18 protein-coding genes are annotated in these 21005 nt (G+C 64.6%); 7 read left to right on the top strand and 11 right to left on the bottom strand.

Annotated features, from left to right (window positions below):
• From H6718_24290 to hflC, 5 genes are all read left to right on the top strand, one after another.
• Entirely contained in the window at positions 1–1008 is a 1008-nt protein-coding gene (locus H6718_24290) for a two-component sensor histidine kinase (GenBank protein ID MCB9588551.1), read from the top strand.
• 54 nt (positions 1009–1062) lie between these two features.
• Positions 1063–1707: a response regulator transcription factor gene (locus tag H6718_24285; GenBank protein MCB9588550.1), complete on the top strand. Its 645-nt coding sequence runs from the start codon at positions 1063–1065 to the stop codon at positions 1705–1707.
• 106 nt (positions 1708–1813) lie between these two features.
• On the top strand, positions 1814–2281 hold the full coding sequence (locus H6718_24280) for a DUF3293 domain-containing protein (protein MCB9588549.1): 468 nt from the start codon (positions 1814–1816) through the stop codon (positions 2279–2281).
• Positions 2282–2440: 159 nt separating this feature from the next.
• On the top strand, positions 2441–3439 hold the full coding sequence (gene hflK, locus H6718_24275; protein ID MCB9588548.1) for an FtsH protease activity modulator HflK: 999 nt from the start codon (positions 2441–2443) through the stop codon (positions 3437–3439).
• Positions 3436–4287 (top strand): protease modulator HflC, encoded by an 852-nt coding sequence (gene hflC, locus H6718_24270; protein ID MCB9588547.1) that lies wholly within the window; start codon positions 3436–3438, stop codon positions 4285–4287. Before hflK ends, hflC begins: the two co-directional genes overlap by 4 nt.
• 447 nt (positions 4288–4734) lie before the next feature.
• Here the strand turns inward: hflC and H6718_24265 are convergent, their stop codons facing one another.
• Both H6718_24265 and H6718_24260 read right to left on the bottom strand, forming a co-directional pair.
• Positions 4735–4926: a hypothetical protein gene (locus H6718_24265; GenBank protein ID MCB9588546.1), complete on the bottom strand. Its 192-nt coding sequence runs from the start codon at positions 4924–4926 to the stop codon at positions 4735–4737.
• Positions 4927–4936: 10 nt separating this feature from the next.
• On the bottom strand, positions 4937–7234 hold the full coding sequence (locus tag H6718_24260; protein ID MCB9588545.1) for a bifunctional salicylyl-CoA 5-hydroxylase/oxidoreductase: 2298 nt from the start codon (positions 7232–7234) through the stop codon (positions 4937–4939).
• 358 nt (positions 7235–7592) lie between these two features.
• Here H6718_24260 and H6718_24255 point away from each other — a divergent pair, with 358 nt between their 5' ends.
• The gene (locus tag H6718_24255; GenBank protein MCB9588544.1) at positions 7593–8156 is read left to right on the top strand and encodes a hypothetical protein; all 564 of its coding nucleotides are present in this window, start codon (positions 7593–7595) and stop codon (positions 8154–8156) included.
• 64 nt (positions 8157–8220) lie between these two features.
• Here H6718_24255 and H6718_24250 read toward each other — a convergent pair whose 3' ends face one another.
• The 7 genes from H6718_24250 to H6718_24220 form a co-directional block, all read right to left on the bottom strand.
• Entirely contained in the window at positions 8221–9198 is a 978-nt protein-coding gene (locus H6718_24250; protein ID MCB9588543.1) for a DUF4388 domain-containing protein, read from the bottom strand.
• 302 nt (positions 9199–9500) lie between these two features.
• Complete coding sequence (locus H6718_24245) at positions 9501–11717, bottom strand: two-component system sensor protein (GenBank protein ID MCB9588542.1); 2217 nt, start codon at positions 11715–11717, stop codon at positions 9501–9503.
• Between the two features lie 113 nt (positions 11718–11830).
• The gene (locus H6718_24240) at positions 11831–12238 is read right to left on the bottom strand and encodes a hypothetical protein (protein ID MCB9588541.1); all 408 of its coding nucleotides are present in this window, start codon (positions 12236–12238) and stop codon (positions 11831–11833) included.
• A complete protein-coding gene (locus H6718_24235) occupies positions 12235–15942 on the bottom strand; it encodes a sigma 54-interacting transcriptional regulator (protein ID MCB9588540.1) in 3708 nt (1235 codons plus the stop codon). The genes H6718_24240 and H6718_24235 overlap by 4 nt, the downstream gene beginning before the upstream one ends.
• 123 nt (positions 15943–16065) lie before the next feature.
• On the bottom strand, positions 16066–16986 hold the full coding sequence (locus H6718_24230) for a DUF2520 domain-containing protein (protein MCB9588539.1): 921 nt from the start codon (positions 16984–16986) through the stop codon (positions 16066–16068).
• Positions 16983–17540: a nicotinate-nicotinamide nucleotide adenylyltransferase gene (locus H6718_24225; protein MCB9588538.1), complete on the bottom strand. Its 558-nt coding sequence runs from the start codon at positions 17538–17540 to the stop codon at positions 16983–16985. Before H6718_24225 ends, H6718_24230 begins: the two co-directional genes overlap by 4 nt.
• Positions 17541–17645: 105 nt before the next feature.
• The gene (locus H6718_24220; protein ID MCB9588537.1) at positions 17646–18248 is read right to left on the bottom strand and encodes a hypothetical protein; all 603 of its coding nucleotides are present in this window, start codon (positions 18246–18248) and stop codon (positions 17646–17648) included.
• Between the two features lie 60 nt (positions 18249–18308).
• On the opposite strand from H6718_24220, the gene H6718_24215 reads away from it, so the two are divergent.
• Positions 18309–19616 carry a (2Fe-2S)-binding protein gene (locus H6718_24215; protein MCB9588536.1) on the top strand — a complete coding sequence of 436 codons (1308 nt, stop codon included), beginning with the start codon at positions 18309–18311 and terminating at the stop codon, positions 19614–19616.
• 60 nt (positions 19617–19676) lie between these two features.
• Here the strand turns inward: H6718_24215 and H6718_24210 are convergent, their stop codons facing one another.
• Both H6718_24210 and H6718_24205 read right to left on the bottom strand, forming a co-directional pair.
• The gene (locus H6718_24210; protein MCB9588535.1) at positions 19677–20267 is read right to left on the bottom strand and encodes a hypothetical protein; all 591 of its coding nucleotides are present in this window, start codon (positions 20265–20267) and stop codon (positions 19677–19679) included.
• A gap of 33 nt (positions 20268–20300) precedes the next feature.
• Positions 20301–21005, bottom strand: a complete 705-nt coding sequence (locus tag H6718_24205; GenBank protein MCB9588534.1) for a heme exporter protein CcmB — start codon at positions 21003–21005, stop codon at positions 20301–20303.

Genomic DNA, 21005 nt, shown 5'->3' with positions numbered 1-21005 from the left:
ATGTCCCGAGTGTCCACTCGGGACCTGACCGCCTTCGGCTATCGGCGCATCATCATCCTGCTGGTCGCGCTGGTCGTCGTGCCCACGGTGCTGCTGCTCGCCGTAGGCGTGGTCTTGCTCATCCTGGGCGAGCTCTCAGACATCGTGATGGGGATCTTGGTGCTGGCGCTGAGCGGCGCTGCCACCACCGGAGTGATCTTGGTCTGGGTCTTCGTGCGTCGAGAGGCGAACCTGTCCCAGCTACAAAGCGACTTCGTGTCGAAGGTCAGCCACGAACTCCGGACACCGCTGACATCGATTCGGCTCTTCACGGAGACCCTTGAGCTTCGCCGCGGGGATACGGCGACAGAGGACCGCTGCATCGCGGGCCTGGCGCGGGAGAGCCACCGGCTACAAGAATTGATCGATCGCCTACTCGACTGGGGCCGCATGGAGAGCGGTCGGCGAGTTTATGTCATCGAACCGACGGACGTTACCCGCGTCGTCGACGGGGCCGTCACCGCCGCCCAGTCCTTGGAGCTTGGCCCGGGAGGGAACCTGGAGCTCGAGGTCGAAGAGAACCTGCCACGGATTGACGCGGACGCCGGAGCCCTAACCGATGCCCTGCTCAACTTGCTCACCAACGCGCGCAAGTACGGCGGAAGTCCCCCACGCATCAAAGTGAAAGCGTGGCGTGAGAGCAACAAGGTCAAGATCAGTGTGAGTGACAACGGCGCGGGCATCGCGCTCACGGAGCACAAACGCATCTTTCAGAAGTTCTACCGCGTCGACGATCGCTTGGCCCGAGAGCGCGAAGGCTCGGGCCTTGGACTCGCCATCGTGAAGCACGTGCTCGAGGCCCATCGCGGCAAGGTCGAGCTCGAGAGCAGCCCCGGCAAAGGCAGCACCTTCACCTTCGTGCTACCGATCTTCCAGCCCATCAAATCCTCACGGAATTCTGGTGGCCCCCCGGGGCCGACACCTGGCCCAGCCTCACTCTCCGATTCCCCCTCCCCCGACTCCGAGTAAACCGTGGACACCGCGAAGCGCATCTTGGTCGTAGAAGACGATCCGAGCATCAGCATGGGCCTCTCCATGAACCTAGAGGCCGAGGGCTACTCCGTCGCCGTTGCCGAAGACGGTGAGCAAGGCCTGAAGCTCGCTCGAGAGTTCAAGCCAGACCTGTTGGTGCTCGACGTGATGCTACCTCGCCTGAACGGCTTCGAAGTACTGCGTACGTTGCGTGGCGAGGGCGTCGCCGTACCCATCATCATGTTGTCGGCGCGCGGCGCAGAGATGGACAAGGTGATGGGCCTCGAGCTGGGCGCCGAGGACTACATCACGAAGCCTTTCAGCCTGGCGGAGTTGCTCGCGCGGGTGAAGGCCGTGCTGCGACGGGACGCCATCGCGCGCTCACGCGCTCGCCCAGTGATCCGCACAGCGAGCTTCGAGATCGACGAAGACACGCGCGAGGTGCGTCGCGAGGGTGAGGCCGTTGGGCTCACGGCGACGGAGTTCGACGTGTTGATGACCCTCGCCAGCGCGCGGGGGCGCGTTCTCAGCCGAGAGCAGATCCTGGAGGCGGTTTGGGGCCCGGGACACCATGGCACGCTGCGAACCATCGATAACTTTCTGCTTCAGCTCAGGAATAAACTCGAGCCGGACCCCTCGCGGCCCAGACACCTGGTCACGGTCCGCGGAGTCGGCTATCGCTTCGTGGCCGACTGACCCAAGCGACACGTGTGCTAGGGGATTCCTTGTTCGCGCCCTACCAGCGCGAATTGCGCGCTCGCGAGCCCTGAGGCCGCTCGGGCCATTCCAGAAGAGAATATCCGTGGACCAAAACCTCCTTCGTTCCTACTTCGCAACCGTCTATGAGCTGCCCACCGAAGCTGGGCTGTTGCGGTCGTCGATGGACGGCGAAATCGTCCAGGACGTCGGTAGCCTCCCTGAGCTCTTGCAGCAGCAGTTCGCGGTACTGACCGCCTACAACCCGCGCTCCATGCTGCTCCCGCGGCGAGTCAACGAGGGGCGGCACCAGGTGATGCGCGATCTACTGATCCTCGGTTGCTATCGCGTCGAGCACTGCGTCGGCTACGACGAGGAGCCAGAAGGCGTGTGGCGCGAACCCGCCTGGTTGGTGCACGGCATCGATCGCGACGAGGCCATCTACTTTGGGCGAACGTTCCGCCAAAACACCATCATCTACTGCCGGGAGAGCCGTCCCGAGCTGATCGTGACCGACCCTACGTGCGATACCGTGGGGCGCGCGTACATGGGCAACTGGCGCGTTCGCAGCTAGCTCCGCGCGTCGGCGCTACGGGCAAGCCGCGCCCCCCGCGGCGGTGAACACCGTGGACGAGCAGCGTCTCCCTCGCTGCATGGCACCCGCTGCATGCGGCGCAAGGGCGCGACGGGTTGCAGTCAGCCTCCAGGTCATTAAGGGTACCTGTTGAGGAGCATGCGAAGTCAGTTCGAAGACAATGGCATGGGACCCGACGTAGGGGACGTGATCGCTCGGGTGAGTGAGATCTTCCGAAAGAACCTGCGGCGCATCGGGCCCCTGATCGTAATCATCATCGTCGTTGCAGTTGCCATGACCGGCTTCTACAGCGTCGGTCCTGGAGAAGTCGGCGTGGTCCGCACCTTTGGCAAGGCGGATCCCAACCAGAAAGGACCCGGATTGCACTTCCGGTTCCCACTGGTGCAGCAAGTCGACATCGTGAACACGGAGAAGGTACGCCACATCCAAGTCGGTTACCGCGACAAGGAGATCCACAAGGAAGAAGCACAGATGCTCACCGGCGATGAGAACATCGTCGACGCTCAGCTGTTGATTCAATACCGTGTGGTAAATCCCAACGACTACTTGTTCCGACTCAAGGATCCGGAAGAGACGCTCCACGTCACGACCGAGGTCGCGTTACGCAGCGTCGTCGGCACGATGACCATCGACGACGTGATCACCGAGGGGCGCTCCAAGCTCCAAGACGACACCCGCGCGCTGCTGCAGCGGCTGATGAACGAGTACAAGAGCGGCCTCGAGATCACCGACGTGAAGCTCCAGGACGCCTCGGCGCCGAACGAAGTGAAGGACGCGTTCAACGAGGTCGTGCGCGCGCGCGAAAAGAAGGAGCAGCTGATCAACGAGGCCAACGGCTACAACGAGGATCAGCTCCCCAAGGCGCGCGGCAAGCAACGAGAGATCGAGCGTTCAGCGGAGGCCTACAAAGAGGAACGCATCGTGCGCGCGCGAGGCGACGTCGCGAAGTTCGTGGCGATCTACGACGAGTACAAGACCTCCCGCGACGTGACGCGTGAGCGCCTCTACCTGGAGGCCATGGAGCGCATTTTGACCGGAGTCGATCGCAAGATCTTGATTGATGAGGACGTGAGCCGCGGCACGCTGCCGGTGCTGCCACTCGGCGCTGGTGCGCTGGAAGGAGGAGCCAAGCAATGAAACGTTTCCTCCCTTGGGTGCTGCTCTTCGCGCTGTTGATCGGGGCCAGCTCCAGCGCGTTCGTGATCGACGAGCGGGAGCTCGCCATCGTGACTCAGTTCGGCCAACACAAACGCAGCATCGAGGCTCCGGGTCTCTACTTCAAGCTGCCCTGGCAGGACGTGACCCGCATGGAGCGTCGGGTGCTGAGCAGCGACTCGCCCTCCGGGCGCATGCTGACGAAGGACAAGAAGTACCTGGTCGCAGATCCGGTGACCCGCTGGCGGATACAGGACCCGCTGTTGTTCTACAAGACTGTCGGCAACGACGTACAAGCGCGCCAACGCATCGACGACATCGTGCTCTCCGAGTTGCGCCGTGAGCTCGCAACGGAGAACTTCGGCGACATCATCGGCAACGAGCGTGAGCCGCTGATGCAAAAGGTCGGTGAGGCCGTGCGCACGCGGGTCAAGGAATTCGGCGTAGACATCGTCGACGTACGCATCAAGCGCGCCGACCTGCCCCCCGAGGTGCAGAAGAGCGTCTTCGAGCGCATGAAGGCCGAGCGTGAGCGCGTGGCGAAGCGCTATCGCTCCGAGGGCAGTGAGGAGGCTCAGAAAATCCGCGCGGATACCGACAAGGAGAAGCGGATCCTGCTCGCCAAGGCCTACGAGACCGAGCAGAAGCTCAAGGGTGAAGGCGACGCCGAGAGCGCAAAGATCTACGCGGAAGCCTTCAACAAGGATCCGGAGTTCTACGCCTTCCTGCGCAGCCTCCAGGCCTATGAGAAGACGCTGGGCAAGAAAGACAGCCTGGTGTTGTCCTCGAAGAGCGAGCTATTCCGCTACCTAAAGGCCCCCAAGAAGTAAGGAATGCGCCAACTGACGAAAGCGGCACTCCTCTTGGCGGCTTGCGCTGCGCCGTTCGCGCTGGCTGGCTGGGTAGGAGTCCGCTTCGTCGAAGCTGCTGGGGGTGTAGGTCAGTCACTCGCTGCGTGGCAGCCGCGAAACCCGGGAGCCACCCAGGCTGCTCCCGACGCCGCAGCGCCCGAAAGCGAAGCACAAGCAGCGCGGGGCGCTGATGTGGAGTTCGAGCTGGCACCACCTGCGACCGTGCTCACGGAGTCGAGTGCCCCGGCGCCCGCACGGCGGGATCTCACAAGTCCATCCCCACGGCCTGCGCAGAAGCTGATCGGTATTCGTATCCGCAAGGCACGAGTCCTCGCCTTGTCGCGCAGCGCTGGTATTCCCGGCGGCAGCTTCGTTCAAGCCAGTGAGCAGCACCCGGCGGGCTTGATGCTCAGCGGCGTCTCTGGGCTAGGTGTAGGCGTCCAAGACGGCGACGTGCTTACTCACGCAGCAGGTCAGCCGGTCCACTCCGTGGCCCAAGTGATCGGCCTGGTGGCAGGCGCGCGCCATGCCAAAGCGCCAGCGATCAGCGGCACTCTGTATCGCGGCGCCCAGCGCATTCAACTCCACGTCGAGATGCCGTATCTCGAGCGGCGCCATCGCAGGCGCGTCAGTCGGAGCGCGGACGGAAGCGCTGCACCGCCAGGTACTGCGACGGCCAAGGGAGTTCTACGCCCTGAGCCTGCGCCGCGTGCTGAGTCCAGTATGGGTCGAAGAGATGGCCTCGCGCGAGCAAGCAAACGTCCGCGCGTCCGCCTGCGATGATGCTGTTGGCGTCACTGAACGAAGAGATATTGCCAACGGTCATCGTCGGCAGGCCTGATGTCAGCCGGACGAGCTCACTGAACGGAGTCTGATACAAGCGACCGTACTCGGGGCGCTGGGCCGCGACTGTTTGCCCCGTGGAAACATCAACGATGTCGACGCCGTGGTCCTTCAGCAGCTTGCCCATCGCAACGACGTCGTCGGGCGAGATGCCGCCTTCATGCCAGTCACAGGCAGAGATACGGACGCTGAGCGGCCGCCCCTTGGGCCACAGGTCGCGGACGGCGTCGATCACCTCGAGCGGATAGCGCATACGGCCGGCCACGGAGCCGCCGTAGTCGTCTTCGCGGCGATTCAGCAGCGGAGACACAAAGCTTGCCAGTAAGTAGCCGTGAGCGAGGTGGATCTCGAGCAAGTCGAAGTCGGCCTCCAGAGCTCGCTTGGCGGCGGCAACGTAGTCATCCCGCGTACGGTCCATGTCCTCACGAGTCATCGCGCGCGGCGTTTGGCTTGCGGGGGAATACGGCACCGCGCTGGCTGCGAGCAGCGGCCAAGCCCCGCTCTTGAGCGGTGCTTCACCGAGCCACGGCAGGTCCGTCGCACCCTTGGGTCCAGCGTGCCCCAGCTGAATGCCGAGCTTCGCGCTGGAATTCGCCCGCGCAAAATCAACCACGCGCTTCCACGCGGCAGTATGCTCTTCGGTGTACAGGCCGGCGCAACCTTGAGAGATGCGCGCCTCGCGGCTGATAGCCGTCATCTCGCACATCAAGAGCCCGGCACCGCCGATGGCGCGACTCCCGAGATGAACCAGGTGCCAATCTCCGATCAGTCCGTCTTCGGCAGAGTACTGACACATCGGGGAGACGCCGATGCGGTTTGGCAACACCAGCTCTCGCAACTTGAGCGGCGTGAACATGGGAGGGAGATCTTCAGACGCCGCCACACCGGCGGCAAGACTCGCGCCGCGTGCTACCCAGCGATCGACCCGGGCGGTCAGCTCCGGATCGCGGAGCTGGAGGTTGGCGTGATTCACCCGCAAGCTTCGGGTGAGCAAGCTGAAGGCGAACTGCAGCGGCTCGAGGCCCATGTAGCGCTCGGTGTTCTCGAACCACTCCAGGCTCACCTGGGCGGCGCGCTGAATGCTCGACACCCCGGGCTTGCGGTTCGCCTCGAAGGCCGAGAGCGCCTTAGACAAATTTTCCGCGCGGTTTTCTTCGTCAGCAAAGCAACAGGAAACCACCTCCCGATGCAAGTCGATGGCGTCCTCCAGGGCCAGCTTCGTGCCGGAGCCAATGGAGAAGTGCGCGGTGTGCAGCGCGTCGCCGAGGAGCACCACGTGCGCCCCAGGCTTGCCGGCTTGCTGGAGCCGTGTCCACCACTTGCCGTTCTTCACCGTCGCGAAGTGCCGCCAGACGCTCTTGTTGCCGACAAGACGATGCCCCTTCAGCTCCTCGGCGAACAGCTGCTCCATGTAGGCGATGGTCTGCTCTTCGTTGTAGTCGTCGAAGCCCGCCGCCTTGCTCGCGGCGTCCGTGCACTCGACGATGAAGGTCGAGCTGTCCTCGGCGTAGCGGTACGCGTGGACGCGGAATAGTCCGTGCTGGTTCTGCTTGAAGTAGAAGGTGAAGGCACCAAACGGAAACGTGGTGCCTAGCCACACGAAGCGATTCGGCCGGTCGTCGATGTCGGGTGCGAAATCCGCCGCGAGCGCGCTGCGGATCTGGCTGTTGATACCGTCCGCTGCGACCACCAAGTCAGCGTCCTGGAACTGCGACACGTCGCCGATGTCGTGTTCGAAATGAAGTTCGACGCCAAGCTCCCTCGCCCGTTCCTGCAGAATCGTCAGCAGACGCTGGCGGCTCATCCCGGCGAAGCCATGGCCTACCGAGGTAATGACTTCCCCGCGGTAATGAATATCGATGTCGTCCCAGTGGGCGAAGCTCTGGGTGATCGCTTGCTGGCTCGGCTCGTCCGCCTCTCGCAGGTTGTCCATCGTGCGATCGGAGAAGACAACCCCGAAACCAAAAGTGTCATCCGCGCGGTTGCGCTCGTAGACCCGCACTCGGGTCTCCGGATGGGACTGCTTGAGCAGTGCGGCGAAATACAGCCCAGCAGGGCCACCTCCAACACAGACGACGTCCACGCGAACCTCCGCTCTTGGTTCTAGTCAGCGCTCGACGAGACTGCAATGAATGGCATAGTCCAGCAAACTCATCCGCACTATGTATCAGCAGAGCAGCCTCCCCCACTCACTAGCGAAGAGGCGGAGAAACGACCTCGTTTGGCGGTAGCGCCGGCTGGCTGACAAGAGCGCGATTGCTATCGAGGCACCCGATGCCATTTTGGATTTCAAGGCACTGAAGCGACGCTGGAGGTCCATGCGGCTCCCCTCCGAGGTAGCCGTCTCCTGAGGCAGACGCTGCGCCTGAACGACGCGCCTCCCCCAAACCCGACAACAAACAACCCACCCAATGCCTAGACGCTTCGAGTGTCTACGCCAGATGCGCCGTTTCATCCCAGCTGCGTTCGCTCTCGGCTTGCTCGTCGCCTGCGGGGGCAGTCACCACGAATTGTCGGCCGAAGCAGCCACCGCGACCAAGCGCCCGGCGGCGTTTGCGAACCAAGCGCCGCCCCAAGACCCTGCGGAATCACAAAGCTTCGCGCGCATCCTGGACAAGGTCGAACTGCCGACTGAGAGCCCTGAGGCGCTCGATGAGCTCGATGTTCCAACGCTGCGCTACACGCTCGACCCGAAGTGCAAAGGGGAGCTCGCGGTCTTCGAAGGCCTCTACGTCCACCAGTTCGAGGTCAGCGATTTCGCCCCCAACGAAACCGACTCGACCACCTATTGGGTGAGCGGAACCAAGGACGCGATGGATCGTTTGCACAGCTCTGCGGCTGGCGCGGTGAAGGTGCGCGGCAAGCTGTCGGCAAAGGGACACCATGGGCACCTCGGCGCCTACGAGCGCGCGCTCTACGTGTGTGAAGTGCTGATGTACGAACCGCTGTGCAAGACACCAAAGGGACCCAAGCTGTGCGCCCTGGTCCCCAGCAAATCAGAATAACCGCGCGGTAATTATCGCAGGCGCTCAACTTGCCGAGCGCTCTAATATCGCGAGCGCTCGCTGACTACTCGGCGGACGTGAGGTACTTCTTGCTCAAGAGCTTGAGCAGAATCTCGCCCGTTTCCAGATCCGAAAGGCCGCTCGAATCCATCACCGCGCCTAGGTCGGGTGAGTTGAGGGCGAGCTGCAGGACATCGAGTTCCTTCGCTCCAAGCTCGCTCAACTTCGGCTCGAGCGGCACCGAGAGCATCAACGGCACTTCGCTCGCCGGGAGCTTCTCACGCAGGACGCCGAACTCGTCTTGCTGGCGGAACGCCTCCATCAGGATCTCTTGCACCGGGAGATCCAGGGGGTTGTCGAAGTTGCGCTCCTCCGGCGGGTCCAGCTGGAACAGGCCGCGCTGCCAGGTCAGCATGCGATAGATCGCCTTCAAGCCCGGAAGGTCGGGACTCGAATCGATGCTGGCGAAGTGCACGATGCCTTGCTTGAGGTGAATGCGACCCGCGTTGTGGTCGGTGCTCACCACCAGTACGCCGCTCTTCCGGGAGGTACCGAAGAGCTGAAGCAGATCGGGTAGCGGCACTTCTTCGATCGCGCCGCTCATGCGTGGCCCTTCGTCAGTGCCCGCCATGGTGCGATTGCGGCCTGCGCTCTGGATGCCACCCGCGGGAACCCGAATGCCCGCCTGAGATCCCGTCGTGGAAACGACCTTGAGGATGCTGGTACCGATCAGCACGCGGTCACCTTCTTTGAGGCTCGCCTGCTCGATCTTCTCGCCGTTCACGAACGTACCGTTCGTAGATCCGAGATCCTCGATGGTGATGTCAGCGCCGCGCACGGTGATGCGTGCGTGCTTGCGCGACACCATCTCCTCTACGAGCACCATCTCCAGATCACTGGAGCGTCCGATGTAGATCTCGCGGTCACTCTCCAAGGGGAACTCTCCCCCCTGGTACTTGCCAGAGATGAAACGGAGGGCGAGCCCCCCACCTCCTGACGGAGACTGCGAGCCGCTAGAACTGGGCGCGATTCTGTCGGCCATTGCCATGCTGGAGCTCAGCCCCACACCCGCCCCAAGACGCGTGTACGAGGATCAAAAGGATAGGCATTCAGAATAGATAGGGTCAAGCGCTCACGTGTAGCAAAGCTCGGCTGTTGCTGGGTAGCTGCGGGGTGGTGAGCAGCTGCGGGGTGTGGTGAGTAGCTGCGGGGTCGTCGGTGGCGGGTTTAGCCGGCGTAACCACCTCAAACTGGGACAAGCCTGCTGCGGGTGGCCTTTGGGCCGCCCGGCAAGTGTCGGAGTTTGGGGGTGAGGCACATCAGTAAGTCAGCTCTCTGGCGGTGTCAGCTCTCTGGAAGTAGGTCGTCCCGGCGGTCCAGCTCCGCGGTTGACACACCAACCGCTGAGGTGCGCGGCCGACGGTTGCTTTCACCCGCGGCGGCGAGCCGGCGGGTGGAACTGGCGCTGTCGTCGGGCGCCCGCGCGGGCGGCACCAGACTGACAGAGTCTTTGTTGGTTGCGGGCAACGTGATCGTGAACCGAGCACCCGCTTCGTCGGAGGCGGCCGCGATATTGCCCCCCATCTCCTGAACCAGACGCTGACTGATCGCGAGTCCCAACCCCGTGCCCTTGTCCTTGGTTGTGAAGAACGGCAGGAACAACTTGTCCATCAGCTTCGGAATGATACCGGGGCCATCGTCCACCACGACTAGCTCGACCCAGCCAACATCGGTCTCGGACGCCTCGCCCAACACCCGGTTGTCTCGCGCTGGCTGCGTGCGCAGCTCTACCCGCGAAGCGCCAGCCTGCACCGCGTTCTTCACCAGATTCATCAGCACCTGGCGCAGGTGCTCTGCGTCTGCGCGAACCAAGGGAAGGTGTTCATCGAGGTTCGCAAAAAGCTCGCAGCTGTCGGGGGTGTCGGCGCGAAGGATCTGTAGGGTGCGCTGCACCACGGAGTTCGCGTCCGTGGTCCCCAGGTTCGACTTGGAGGGGCGCGCGTAGTCGAGCACTGAACCAACTACGCGATCCAGGCGCTCGACTTCCTCCAGGATGATGCCGAGAAACTCAGCATCCACGGCGGACTGTTCTCCCGCGACCGGTTCGTTCAGCAACTGTGCAGCGCCTTTGATGGCGCCCAGCGGGTTCTTGATTTCGTGGGCTAGACCAGCGGCCATTTGCCCCAGCGCCGCAAGCCGGTCGCGCTCCTGCAAGCGCTGGTAGACGCGAGAGTTCTCGATCACGACGCCCATCTGCACGGTCAGCGACTCGAGCAGCACGACCTCATCAGGACTGAATGCGTCCCGCACCCGTTCGTCGGCCACCACCAAGATCCCGAGCAGCTCGCCGTCTTCGCTGCGCACCGCGAGGCATAGACCTCGAGCCAGAGGTCCTAGGAGCTCGGCCGCCGCGAGCACTTGTCGGTCGCTGCTCGCATCGCGCTCCGCGTGATTGGTGCGCTGGAGGTCACCCTCCACTTCCTCGAGGAGCAGCGAGTTCGCTCCCTCGAGGCGCTCGATCAGTGGCCGAGCGGTAGCAGCGTCGACCAACGGAGGCATCGGCGCGCCGAATGCATCCGCGAGACGAAAGTCGCTACCACCCGGGTTGCGCAAGAACAAGGCTGCCCCCGTCGCGCGACGCGAGCTCTCGAGCGCAGAGATAACGACCTGGGTCATCTCCTCGACCTGCAGCACGTGCAGCAAATTTCTCCGCGCGGAAGTGACTGCCTTGTCGAGATCTACCCGCTCCAAGAAGAACAACCGCTGGATGTACTCTTCGACCTTGGCGCGCAGCGGCTCGAACAACACCAGGATGACGATCGCAGCCAGCACCGCGTTCAGGTACATGGTGTTGAAGCCGCCAACCAACACCACGAACACGTAGAAGATCCCGGCCAGCGAAAACGCGAGAGCCGTAGAGACGACGAGCTGCCCCAAGATTTCGTAAAGGTCGAGCAGGCGCTCGCGCGACATCGACTCCGCGAGGACGAAGAGAAAAACGATGCTGAGCACCGCGCCAACCGGTGGGAGCGGCGCGCCGATGAACCAGAGGAAGTCGCCCAACGTGAACAACGTGGCGAACGCGCCAATCAACACCAGAAAGCGCACGCGGCGCTGCGTTGCTCGGGAGTCGCTCTTTTGTCCGCGCAGAGCGAGCGACACCAGGCCGGCGGCGATCAAGCCGAAGACGTAAAGAAACACCGCCCCACGCACCAGACCATGGCCGTGGATTGGCGACAAAACGGCCACCAGCATGGGGATCAGCAAGAGACGCGCGACCCGCAGCAGAGTCGAGCGCGGCGCGGGCTGCGGTACCACCGCTTCGAAGAGGTGGAGTGCAAACTGGGGCAGCAGCACCGCGAGCAACGCCGTGAAGTGCGCCCATACATCCGCGCGGATAAAGTGGTAGAGCCACTGGGCTAGGTACCAAAGGCCGATATCTGCCGCGAACGCCGCAAAGAAGATCTGAGGCCTCTGCGGGCGGCCGCGAAGCAGCATGGACACCGCGATGGCAAGCGCCAACGCGCCGCAGAACAGCGAGGTTCGAGTGCGGAGATCCACGCCGAGAGGGTAGCAGGCGCCCCGGCGAACAGCACAAACACCCGGCCCGAGCGAGCGCTAATCAGGCGCGCTGGCCCGTAGCGCTCTTCGACAAGCGGACTGCTGGGTCGCGGCTATTTCGACTGCTGCGACTGCGCCGAGTAGCGGTTGTTCAGCACGTGAACGTCCCAAGGCTGGGGCGTCGGGTCGGTTGCGGTCCCGACTTGCTCAGCGTCGTCGGTGGGATCGGCGTTGGTGGCGGTGTCCTCGTGCCACGGCACGGGAGTTGGGTCATCCGACACAGTACCGGTGGTTGGTTCCGCCTCGTTCCCCATCGACTCCGCCTCGTCAAACTCCACGTCGTCGACTTGCTGCCCTTGATCCTCGACCAGGGCGCTTGACTGGGTCACCCCTTCTTCCTCGGGCTGAGCCTCCATCGCGCAGCCCGCAGAACCCACGAGCGCGAACATCGCGATGAGCCCCATCAGCTTGCTGGGGGTGCTCAGCGAACGGCGATTGGTGAGGTCAGTGGCAGATTTCATGATTCGTCCTCGAAGCCTACCGCACTGGGGGACGAAGAGTCGTCCGCGGAGGAGTCTTGCTGACTCGTGGTCAGTCCGTATTGCTTCACCAGCTGGCTGAGCCGCGGGCGCTTCATGCCCAAGACCCCCGCAGCACGGGTAATATTCCCGCCAGTTTCTTCGAGAGCACGAGCGATGCACTCGCGTTCAATCTGGCGCTTGAGATCACTGAGGCTAACTCCTTGATCGCGGATTTGAGTGTAGGCACCGCCTGCCACATCGTCACCGGCTTCATACCCGGCCGAGGCGTGTGGCAGCGAGAAAGCGGCATCCGGAAGACCAAGGTCAGGGCGCGAATCCAGCTGAGAGACCCCAGGCTGGGAGAGCGCTGCTTGCGAGAAGTCCTGTGAGAGCGGGGGGAGAGAAGCCGAAGTCGGCGCGCTGGGCTGGGCTTCAGCCACCCGGGCGAGAGCTTCCACATGGTTCGTGAAGTCCTCGCAGCGAATCTGGTTCGATTCTGCAAACAGGCTCGCGACCCGCAGCGCGTTCTCGAGTTCCCGAACATTGCCTGGCCAGCGGTGCTGGGCGAGCAGATCGAGAGCGTTGGCATCCACCTGCTTTGGAGCCTCGTTTCGCTCTCGGGCGATGGAATCGAGCAGGGCACCGCACAGCGCGGGTAGATCGCTCAGGCGGTCGCGCAACGCAGGGACCTGCAACGTGATCCCGCTCAGTCGGTAGTAGAGATCCTCACGGAACTCACCGCGCTCCACCAGCCGCCTCAGGTCACGGTGCGTCGCACACACGATGCGAACGTCGACGGAGATCGGCGCTGAACCACCGACGCGCTCGATACTGCCCTCTTCCAAAGCGCGCAGCAGGGCGACCTGAGTTCGGGGAGAGATGTCGCCGATCTCATCGAGGAACAGTGTGCCGCCGTGGGCCCGCTCGAAGCGACCTCGCTTGCGGGTGTTCGCGCCGGTAAAGGCACCCTTCTCGTGACCAAACAGCTCACTCAGGAGCAATGTCTCGACCAGCGCGCCGCAATTGACCTTCACCAGCGGGCCTGAGCGACGGTAGCTCGCGCGGTGCAACCCCTCGGCGATCAGCTCCTTTCCGGAGCCGCTCTCACCGTGAATCAGGACCGTCGAGTCCGTCTCGCCAACGCGCGCGACGGTGGCGAGCAGCTTCTTGACGCTAGCGTGGCGCCCAACGTACTCCCGCTCACGCCGCGCGGCGGCGCGCGACCAGTTCGTACCGCGGGTCGATGGCGTGGGAAGCGGCTCGTTTTCAGGCTCGATCAGCAGGACTTCAAGCTGAGACAGACTGCGTAGATCTGGCCGCGCGAGGTAAACCTCGCGATAGCTACCGCCCAAGTTCTCGGCAACCTCATCACGCAACGACACTGCCGCGCGGATATGTTCCGTAGCGAGCCCCTCGGCGCCTCGGTTGAGAGCGATTTCCGCGACCAGAACGTGGGCTTCACGAGCGAGCTCTTCGTCTCCGGTTTCTCGTGCGACGAGCACGGCCTGCAAGCAGTGCTCGAGATCTGGCTTGCCGGCGGCACGCTGCACGAGCCCGCGGAGGATCGCGACCTCGGCGGAGGAGAAGGGATTGTTGCTGAGAGTCTCAGCGCGCGCGAGGTCAGCCTCTGCGCGCAGCACCACGCCCTCTTCCAGGGCGACGCGAACCGCAAGCCGATGACATTCGCATAGCTTGTCACCGTCGCTGGAGAGCGTGGCGCTACGCATTGCCGTGCGAAGCTCGCGCTCCGCCTCGAGGGTGCGCCCGCGCGCTAGGTGAACACGCGCCGCAGCCAGGCCAAGTTCCGTCAGTCGAGAAGCCGGAGCACCTGGTCCAAGCGCTTGGCGCCCGAACGTCAGCGCCTGCTCCGCAGCGTCGACCAAGCCCAGGCGCAAGCGAAGCTCCACCAAGTTGGTGACGTCTCGAGCGAAGCCCAGGCGTTCGCCTAGCTTACGGAACACCGAAATGGCGCGCTCACTCAAGTCGAGTGCCTGGGAGTAGTCGTGGCGCTCGATGGCGAGCACCGCAAGGTTACTCAGAGCAAAGCCTTGGGCGCGCACCTCGCCGGCTTGCTCTGCCGAGTTCAAGACATCCAGCAGGATCGGTCGCGCTTCGTCGGGACTACCCCGGGATAGCAGCGCAATCGCACGGTTGATCCGGGCACGCAGCTCGGCGACACGCTCGCCGCAGAAGGCCGCGTCACATGCGTCGGAGGCAAAGTGCGCATCCGCAGCGTCCCACTCCGCCTGCGCCAGAAGCAGCTTCCCGAGTAGATTCCGTGCGGAGAGACGCACCGACGCCTTCTCCGACTCGATCACTTCGTGGGCGAACGCCCGAGCTCGCTCGATGTCGCCGGAGGCGTACGCGACTTCAGCCAGCTCTGCGATGGCGGCCTCACGCACGTCGGAGGCTCCACCGAGCTCTCGTGCACGACGCAGCGCTGCCTCAGCACTGACCAGGTCGCCCCGCGCAAGCGCCGCGCGCCCGAGCACCAATGCCGACTCGGGCCGAGGCCTCACGCCGGATGCGCGCTCCGCCCAGACCAACGCAACGTCTACGTCGCCCAGCTCGAGCGCCAGCTCGGCGCCGCGGATACCCAGAGTCGAGCGCTGCGCGTCGTCGAGGGTTTCGAGCGCCGAACGCCAACGCTCCCAGAGCGCCGACCGACTCGAAGCGTCTGCCGCCGCGCGAAGCGCTCGGCGCATCGCCGCCTCAGCGGCATCGCCACTGCCTGCCGCGGCGAGCAGCTCCGCTGCCCGCACAAAGGCCCACGCATCCGCAGGGAAAGTCTGCTGCAAAGCCTCGGCAACGCAGACGCGATCAGCATCTTCGACCGCCGGCCCGGAACCTTCGCCATGCAGCGCGCAGATCAAGCCGTCTCTGAGGTCGACGCGACCGGATGCGAGCAGCTCCGCGAGCGCGCTGGTTGGCGCCAACGCCTCGGAGCCAAGCGCCGCCAGGCTGCGCTCGGGCCACGCGCGGTGAGCAAGCACCACGCGGCCAAGCAGGTGCCGCGCGCTGTCAGAGAGTTCGGGTGCAGCCGCCACTTCTTCGTCGGTGCCGCGCAACAGGCGGCTCGACATGCCGCGCTTTGCCCAGCGCTCCAGCCCGGCGAGGCCAACGCCTTCAGAGCGCGCCCGCGCGGACTCGCTGAGGGCATCCCACCAACGGCGAGCCTCTTCCGAGCTGAGCTCGCGGCCGACGCTAAAGCTCAAGGCCTCAAGCTCCGGGCTGACCTCCAGCTCACGCGGTGAGATGAGCACCACCAGCGCCTGGTATTCCCCACGGGAAAGCGCTGCAGCGACGTTCAGGTCCCATTGACTGATCTGGTTGGAGCCTGGCCCTGCGAGCAGCGGTACGGCGAGCAGCAGCCCACGCCGAGATGCCTCTTCGCCGATCGCTTGAGCGGCCTCGAGCGCATCGTGGGGAACCGCCCGCAAACCGAGGCGCTGAGCGGCGTCACGAAAGCTGCTCTCGACGCCGGTGCTCGTGACGACCACAACAGGCCGACCCTGCTGCTCCGCGCGCCGCTCCAAATGCCCAATCACCGCGTTGAGATCGGAACTCGAGTCCACGCGAACGCTGAGCACACCTTGAGCACTCCGCTGACGAACGATGTCGTCGAGCACGTCGAAGGTGGCCGCTTCGCGAACGCCGGAGTCTCCCGGGGCGGCCGCAACGGAGTGAGCGAGATGGAGCGCCAAGCGCGTGAAAAGTAACCTCCATCTTCGTGACGAGCAATGCCGGTGTGGGTGCAAGCCGCAGATGGTGGACGCGACGCGATGGAACTGTTGCCCCGCGCGGGGGCTCAAAGGTTCGCCCTTGCCTCAGGAGCGGACCGAAGTGTCTCGCTTGCGTGGCTTCGCGCCGCGGCGACTCGCGCCACTGGAACCCGTGTGCGCCGAGCGCAGCAGCGCGGCGATCTGCTGGAGATCCTTGATGGAAGCATCCCCAAGGCGCTCCGCCAGCGGGAGCTGAGCAAGCGCCACGGCCCGATACAGATCCGCCGCTTCGGGCAGCGCGCGATTCAGCCCCGCCAGGTGCGAGGCGATCACGGCAGTTCCACCGCGGCGGACTGGCCCGGTGAGCGCACCGGGCAAGCCAAAGTGCGAAACATTGAAGGCGACGCTCCCCAGCAGTGGACCGAGGACGTCCGGAGCGCGGTCTTCCGGGACACCCGCTGCACGCAGAACTTCCGCGCCGACGCTTGCCAATGCGGCCGCCCCGTTCGCTACCAGTGCCGCGGCTGCGTGATAGAGGCCCGGGTCGATCCCCTCCCAGTGACGCGGCTTGAGCCCAACGACACGAGCAATACGACTCGCGACTCTCACCGCGCGCGCATCACCCGCAACCAACGCGTGTCCGCCGCTGAAACGCGGATCAGCGACTGCGCCGAGCTTCAGGTGTTGCCGTTCGGAAGCAAAACTCAGCATCGGGTGCAGCTGCGCCACGGGGACGCCCACGCCTCGCAAAGCGTCGAGCGCGCTGGCTGACAACGCGCCCGAAGCGTGAATGGCCGCATTCAGTTTGGCCCCCCATGGCGTCGCCGCCAGCTCGGCAGCGAGGGGCGCAACTCGTCCGTCGCGCACGGCCAGCAACACCACCTCTGCGTCGCTCTGCTTGGGTAGTCCCCGGCGATCCGCCCGCAGGCTTACCTGGATAGCCGACGCTTCGCGGTGGGTAGACTCATTGAGCGCTGCCCTGAAGTTCTTGCCCAGCTTGCCGGCACCGATGATCAGGAGCTTCATCGAAACAGTTCTTCGCGCTCGATAGTCTCGCGCACGCAGCGCGGCAGCAGCAGAAGCAGCTGCTCTTGGGCGGCCGGATCACGCGCCGCCAGCAACTCACGTATCCGCGTGGATGAAACGTCAGGCAAGACCGGCGGTGGTGCGTCCGGCCTGGCGTAGCCCACACGTCCGAGCACGATGGGCGGCGCCAGGGCGCACACGTCTTCCCAGGCGTGCCACTTGTGGCTATCCCCGAGCACGTCGGCGCCGACCACGAGGCGGAGCTGCCAGTCGGGGTTCTGCGCTGCCAGGGCACGCAACATGTGCAGCGTGTAGTTTGGTGGTGGCAGGCTAGCCTCGATATCAGACACTTCCACGCCGGGGATGAAGCCCATGGCCTCCCGGCACATCTTCAGCCGCACGGAAAATGGCGCAAGGTGTTTATCGAATGCGTGAGCGTGCACCGGTACGACCAGCACACGCTCGCAGAGCTCCAAGCTCGCGACGTAGGTGACAGCGAGGACGTGGGCAATGTGAGGCGGGTTGAAGCTACCTCCAAAGACAGCGACTTGCATCACACCCTCAGCGCACCCTGGAGAGGGTTTGAAGCGACTACCCTCACCCCCAAACCCACTTCGCGGGGCGCTTGCATCCGCGGATCCGGTAGAGCCTTCGCCAACTCAGCTGGCTCCCTGGACGCGCATGCGGGTTCCGCGCCCGAGCTCGAGGGGCTGTGACTGGAGCTCACGGAGGTCGGCGTCGAACACGCTGAGGTGGATGCCGTCATCGCGATCCTCGAGGATCATTGAGCCCTGGTTGCCGGGAGAGAGGAACCAGCGCGGGCCCACTTGCTTCATCATCACTTCGAGGCTCTTGCCGAAGACGAGCAGGCTGGCGGCCACGATGTCTTCTTCGTCGAGGTGCGCCTTGTCGTAGATCAACACGACGACCTTGCCGTTCAAGAGCTCCACGGAGCGGGAGCCGACGCCCGGGAGTACCTCGAGGCGCGCCAACTCCCGCCGGTCGAGTTCGGCGCGCAAGAAGCTCCTGATCTCCTCGGGGCTGGCATCGGTGCAGCGGTCGGCGGCGCGCATCCAGAGGGCGTCGTCCGTGGGATCGTCTCCAACCAGGTCCGAGGCCCAGGCCGTGACGACATCATCCAATGCGCGGTCGCGCCCCAGGTACACGGCACGGTCGACCTTACGCTCCTCCAGCAAGAAGCGCGCGCTGTTGCGAAGGGTAACCAAGTCCCCCTCGGCTGGACCGAGCAACCCTAAGCGCATTGGGACATAGTACCGCCCCTCTCTTGCATGTCACCAGAAGACCGAACGAAGCTCCCGGCCATGAGCAAGCCGGCCAGGCAGGAGCAGAAGCAGCGGCGGATCCGTGCACTGAGCACGCCGGTGCGAGTGTTTCACGATGGTCACGCGGTCGAGGCCGAAGCCGGGGAGCCCGTGGCCATCAGCCTGATCGGCGCCGGGCGCCTGCTGCTCGCCCGCAGTCCGAAGCTACACCGGCCACGAGGTCCCTACTGCCTGCGGGCCGCTTGCGACGGCTGCCTCGCGCGGGTGGACGGGGAGCCCAACATCATGACCTGTCAGGTTCGCGCTCGGGAGGGAATGCGGATCGAGACCCAGAACGTGCTCGGCTCTCGCGGCGCCGATCTACTGCGCGCGACCGACTTCATATTTCCTCACGGATTCGACCACCATCGTCTGATGGCCGGGACGCCGATCCTCGGGACGGCAATGCAGCAAATCGCTCGCCGCGTGGCGGGGCTCGGGCGTATGCCGGAGAGCGCCCTGGGGGTGAGCGAGACTTCTTTGACGTTCACGCCGGATGTCTTGGTCGTGGGGGCTGGACGCAGCGGTTGCCGCACGGCGCTCTCGATCAAGAAGCAGCGCCCGGAGACGAACGTGATGGTGGTCGGCTCGGCGCTCGAGCCGGGAGGGCGGTTTGCGCTCTCGGAGCCGGAGGCATGGCAGCGACTCAATGCTGAGCTGGCAGCAGCACAAATCCTCCCGGAAATGGCCTCTACCGTAGCAGGGTTGTTCCTCGAGCCAGCACAGGCCCAGCGCCCCGTCGTCTTGCTCGCGCGCGCGGCAAGCGAAGAGCAAGCGCCCCGCATCGATCGGGTGGAACCGAAGGTCGTGGTGTTGGCAGTTGGCGGCCACGACTACGTCGCGACGTTCGATGGCAACGACTTGCCCGGTGTGTTCTCTGCGCGAGCGGCGCTGACGGCGTTGCACTACGGGGTGCTGGTCGGGCGCCGCGTACTGGTCGTGGGCGCCGGCGTCGAAGCTGAAGGGTTCATGCGGCGCGCCGAGCTCCACGCAGAGCTCACCCAGGTGCCGCTGCCCGCGCTGGAGAGGGTGAAGGGCAACTCCAAGGTTACGGGAGCCGTGGTGCGTCACGGAAACTCCACCCAGACACTCGAGGTGGATGCAGTGGTGATCGGTGGTCCCCGTGCACCGTCGTTCGAACTCGCAGTTCAAGCCGGCGTCGAGGTCGAGTTCGACCCAGCCGCCGGTTACACGCCTCGAGACCCTGTCTTGTCCCCGGAGTCTGGCAGTGTCCCGGTGTTCTTGGCGCGCACCACCGGGTCGACCCCGGAGCAGATCGCCAAGCGCATCACGCTTTTCTTGGGGTGAGGGTGCACTGGTGAGGAACCGATGCTTCCCCACGAAAACGCAGTAAGACTCTGGACTCGCTCAGTTGTCGGGCTGCGCCTGCATGCAACCCATGCCGAAGTCCGTGCCGCACGGCCCGTTGATGGTCACGCAGCAGGGAGTACCGAAGCCGCTGTTGGGACAGAATGCGGGGTTGCAGGTGCCCATGGACGACCCGCCAGTGCTCGATGATCCCCCGAAGCTCGAGCCGCCCTGACTCGAACCGCCCTGACTCGAGCCGCCTTGAGCGGAGCCACCGGTGTTGCTGCCGCCTTGGGACGAGCCACCCTGACTCGAGCCACCCTGACTCGAGCCGCCCTGACTCGAGCCGCCCTGGGCCGACCCGCCGTTGCCGCCCGACGCCGCGCACTGCGCGGTACAGCTGTCGACGTCAGCGCCGTTGCATACGCAGGTGAGCAAGCAACCCGTGCAACCTGAGCAGTTGGGCGCCACGGTGCACTGGCTGCTCGAGCTGCCGCCATTGCCTGCGCCGGCGCTGCCACCACTCGAGACGAAACTACCGCCGCTGCCGCCAGCGCCTCCTGCGTTACCGCCAGGAAACGACGTCTCTGCGTCGCCGCACGCGACCGCCCAAGCCAAAGCTACCAACGCGACCCAACCCACGCGCCTCATGCGGCGGAGCCTAGCAGATCCGGCGCGCAGGGGTTAATCGCGGATGAGCGCCTCGAACAGCCCCAAGCCGCCGGCGATGAACACCAAGTCGAACACACCAAGCAACATGAAGTAGTCGGTGAGTTCGTGTAGGCGCGCGCCATCTAGCAGCTCACGCGTCGCCACCACCGCGGACAGCAAGCACGGAGACAGCAGGGGGAACAGCACCGTTGCCAGCACCAAGTCCCGCGCCCTGGTGCGCACGGTCATGGCACCAAACAGGGTTCCGCTCGCAGCGATCCCGGGTGTTGCGAAGAGCGCGATCACCAGCACCCCGAGCCCAACTTCGGACAGCTCGAGGGAGAAAAACAGCGCCGTGAGAGGTACGACGACCACCTCGACGACGAACAGGAAGAACAGCACGCCGAGCGCCTTGCCCGCGAACAGAGCGCTGGGTGACAGGGGGGACGTGAGCAGGCCAATCAGCGCGGCTTCGTCGCGCTCGCGTTGCCAGGTGCGGCCGATTGCCAGCACGGCGGCAAAGGCGACGGACAACCAGAGCGCGCCGCTGGCGACCAATCGCCGGGTGGAAACTCCGCCGTAGAACGCCATGCTCGAGAGAATCACCACCAGAACCGCAAAGAACGCGCTGGTGGTGACGACCTCTCCCGTTCGCACCTCGATGCGGAGATCCTTCATCAAGAGCAAGCGCGCTTGGCTGAGCCAGCCGGGTGGGCGGTGGGTGGTAGGGGCGTTCAT

The organism is Polyangiaceae bacterium (assembly GCA_020633205.1).
Lineage (GTDB): Bacteria > Myxococcota_A > Polyangia > Polyangiales > Polyangiaceae > JAHBVY01.
Note: the sequence above shows the minus strand (reverse complement) of the source record. Positions and strands in the feature narration are given on the sequence as shown.

Excerpts from the sequence above, each read along its gene's own strand:
- H6718_24290 (MCB9588551.1), top strand. The coding sequence starts at position 1 with ATGTCCCGAGTGTCCACTCGGGACCTGACCGCCTTCGGCTATCGGCGC.
- H6718_24285 (MCB9588550.1), top strand. The coding sequence starts at position 1,063 with ATGGGCCTCTCCATGAACCTAGAGGCCGAGGGCTACTCCGTCGCCGTT.
- hflK (MCB9588548.1), top strand. The coding sequence starts at position 2,441 with ATGCGAAGTCAGTTCGAAGACAATGGCATGGGACCCGACGTAGGGGAC.
- hflC (MCB9588547.1), top strand. The coding sequence starts at position 3,436 with ATGAAACGTTTCCTCCCTTGGGTGCTGCTCTTCGCGCTGTTGATCGGG.
- H6718_24265 (MCB9588546.1), bottom strand. The coding sequence starts at position 4,926 with ATGGCGCCGCTCGAGATACGGCATCTCGACGTGGAGTTGAATGCGCTG.
- H6718_24255 (MCB9588544.1), top strand. The coding sequence starts at position 7,593 with ATGCGCCGTTTCATCCCAGCTGCGTTCGCTCTCGGCTTGCTCGTCGCC.
- H6718_24250 (MCB9588543.1), bottom strand. The coding sequence starts at position 9,198 with ATGGCCGACAGAATCGCGCCCAGTTCTAGCGGCTCGCAGTCTCCGTCA.
- H6718_24240 (MCB9588541.1), bottom strand. The coding sequence starts at position 12,238 with ATGAAATCTGCCACTGACCTCACCAATCGCCGTTCGCTGAGCACCCCC.
- H6718_24230 (MCB9588539.1), bottom strand. The coding sequence starts at position 16,986 with ATGAAGCTCCTGATCATCGGTGCCGGCAAGCTGGGCAAGAACTTCAGG.
- H6718_24225 (MCB9588538.1), bottom strand. The coding sequence starts at position 17,540 with ATGCAAGTCGCTGTCTTTGGAGGTAGCTTCAACCCGCCTCACATTGCC.
- H6718_24220 (MCB9588537.1), bottom strand. The coding sequence starts at position 18,248 with ATGCGCTTAGGGTTGCTCGGTCCAGCCGAGGGGGACTTGGTTACCCTT.
- H6718_24215 (MCB9588536.1), top strand. The coding sequence starts at position 18,309 with ATGAGCAAGCCGGCCAGGCAGGAGCAGAAGCAGCGGCGGATCCGTGCA.
- H6718_24210 (MCB9588535.1), bottom strand. The coding sequence starts at position 20,267 with ATGAGGCGCGTGGGTTGGGTCGCGTTGGTAGCTTTGGCTTGGGCGGTC.
- H6718_24205 (MCB9588534.1), bottom strand. The coding sequence starts at position 21,005 with ATGAACGCCCCTACCACCCACCGCCCACCCGGCTGGCTCAGCCAAGCG.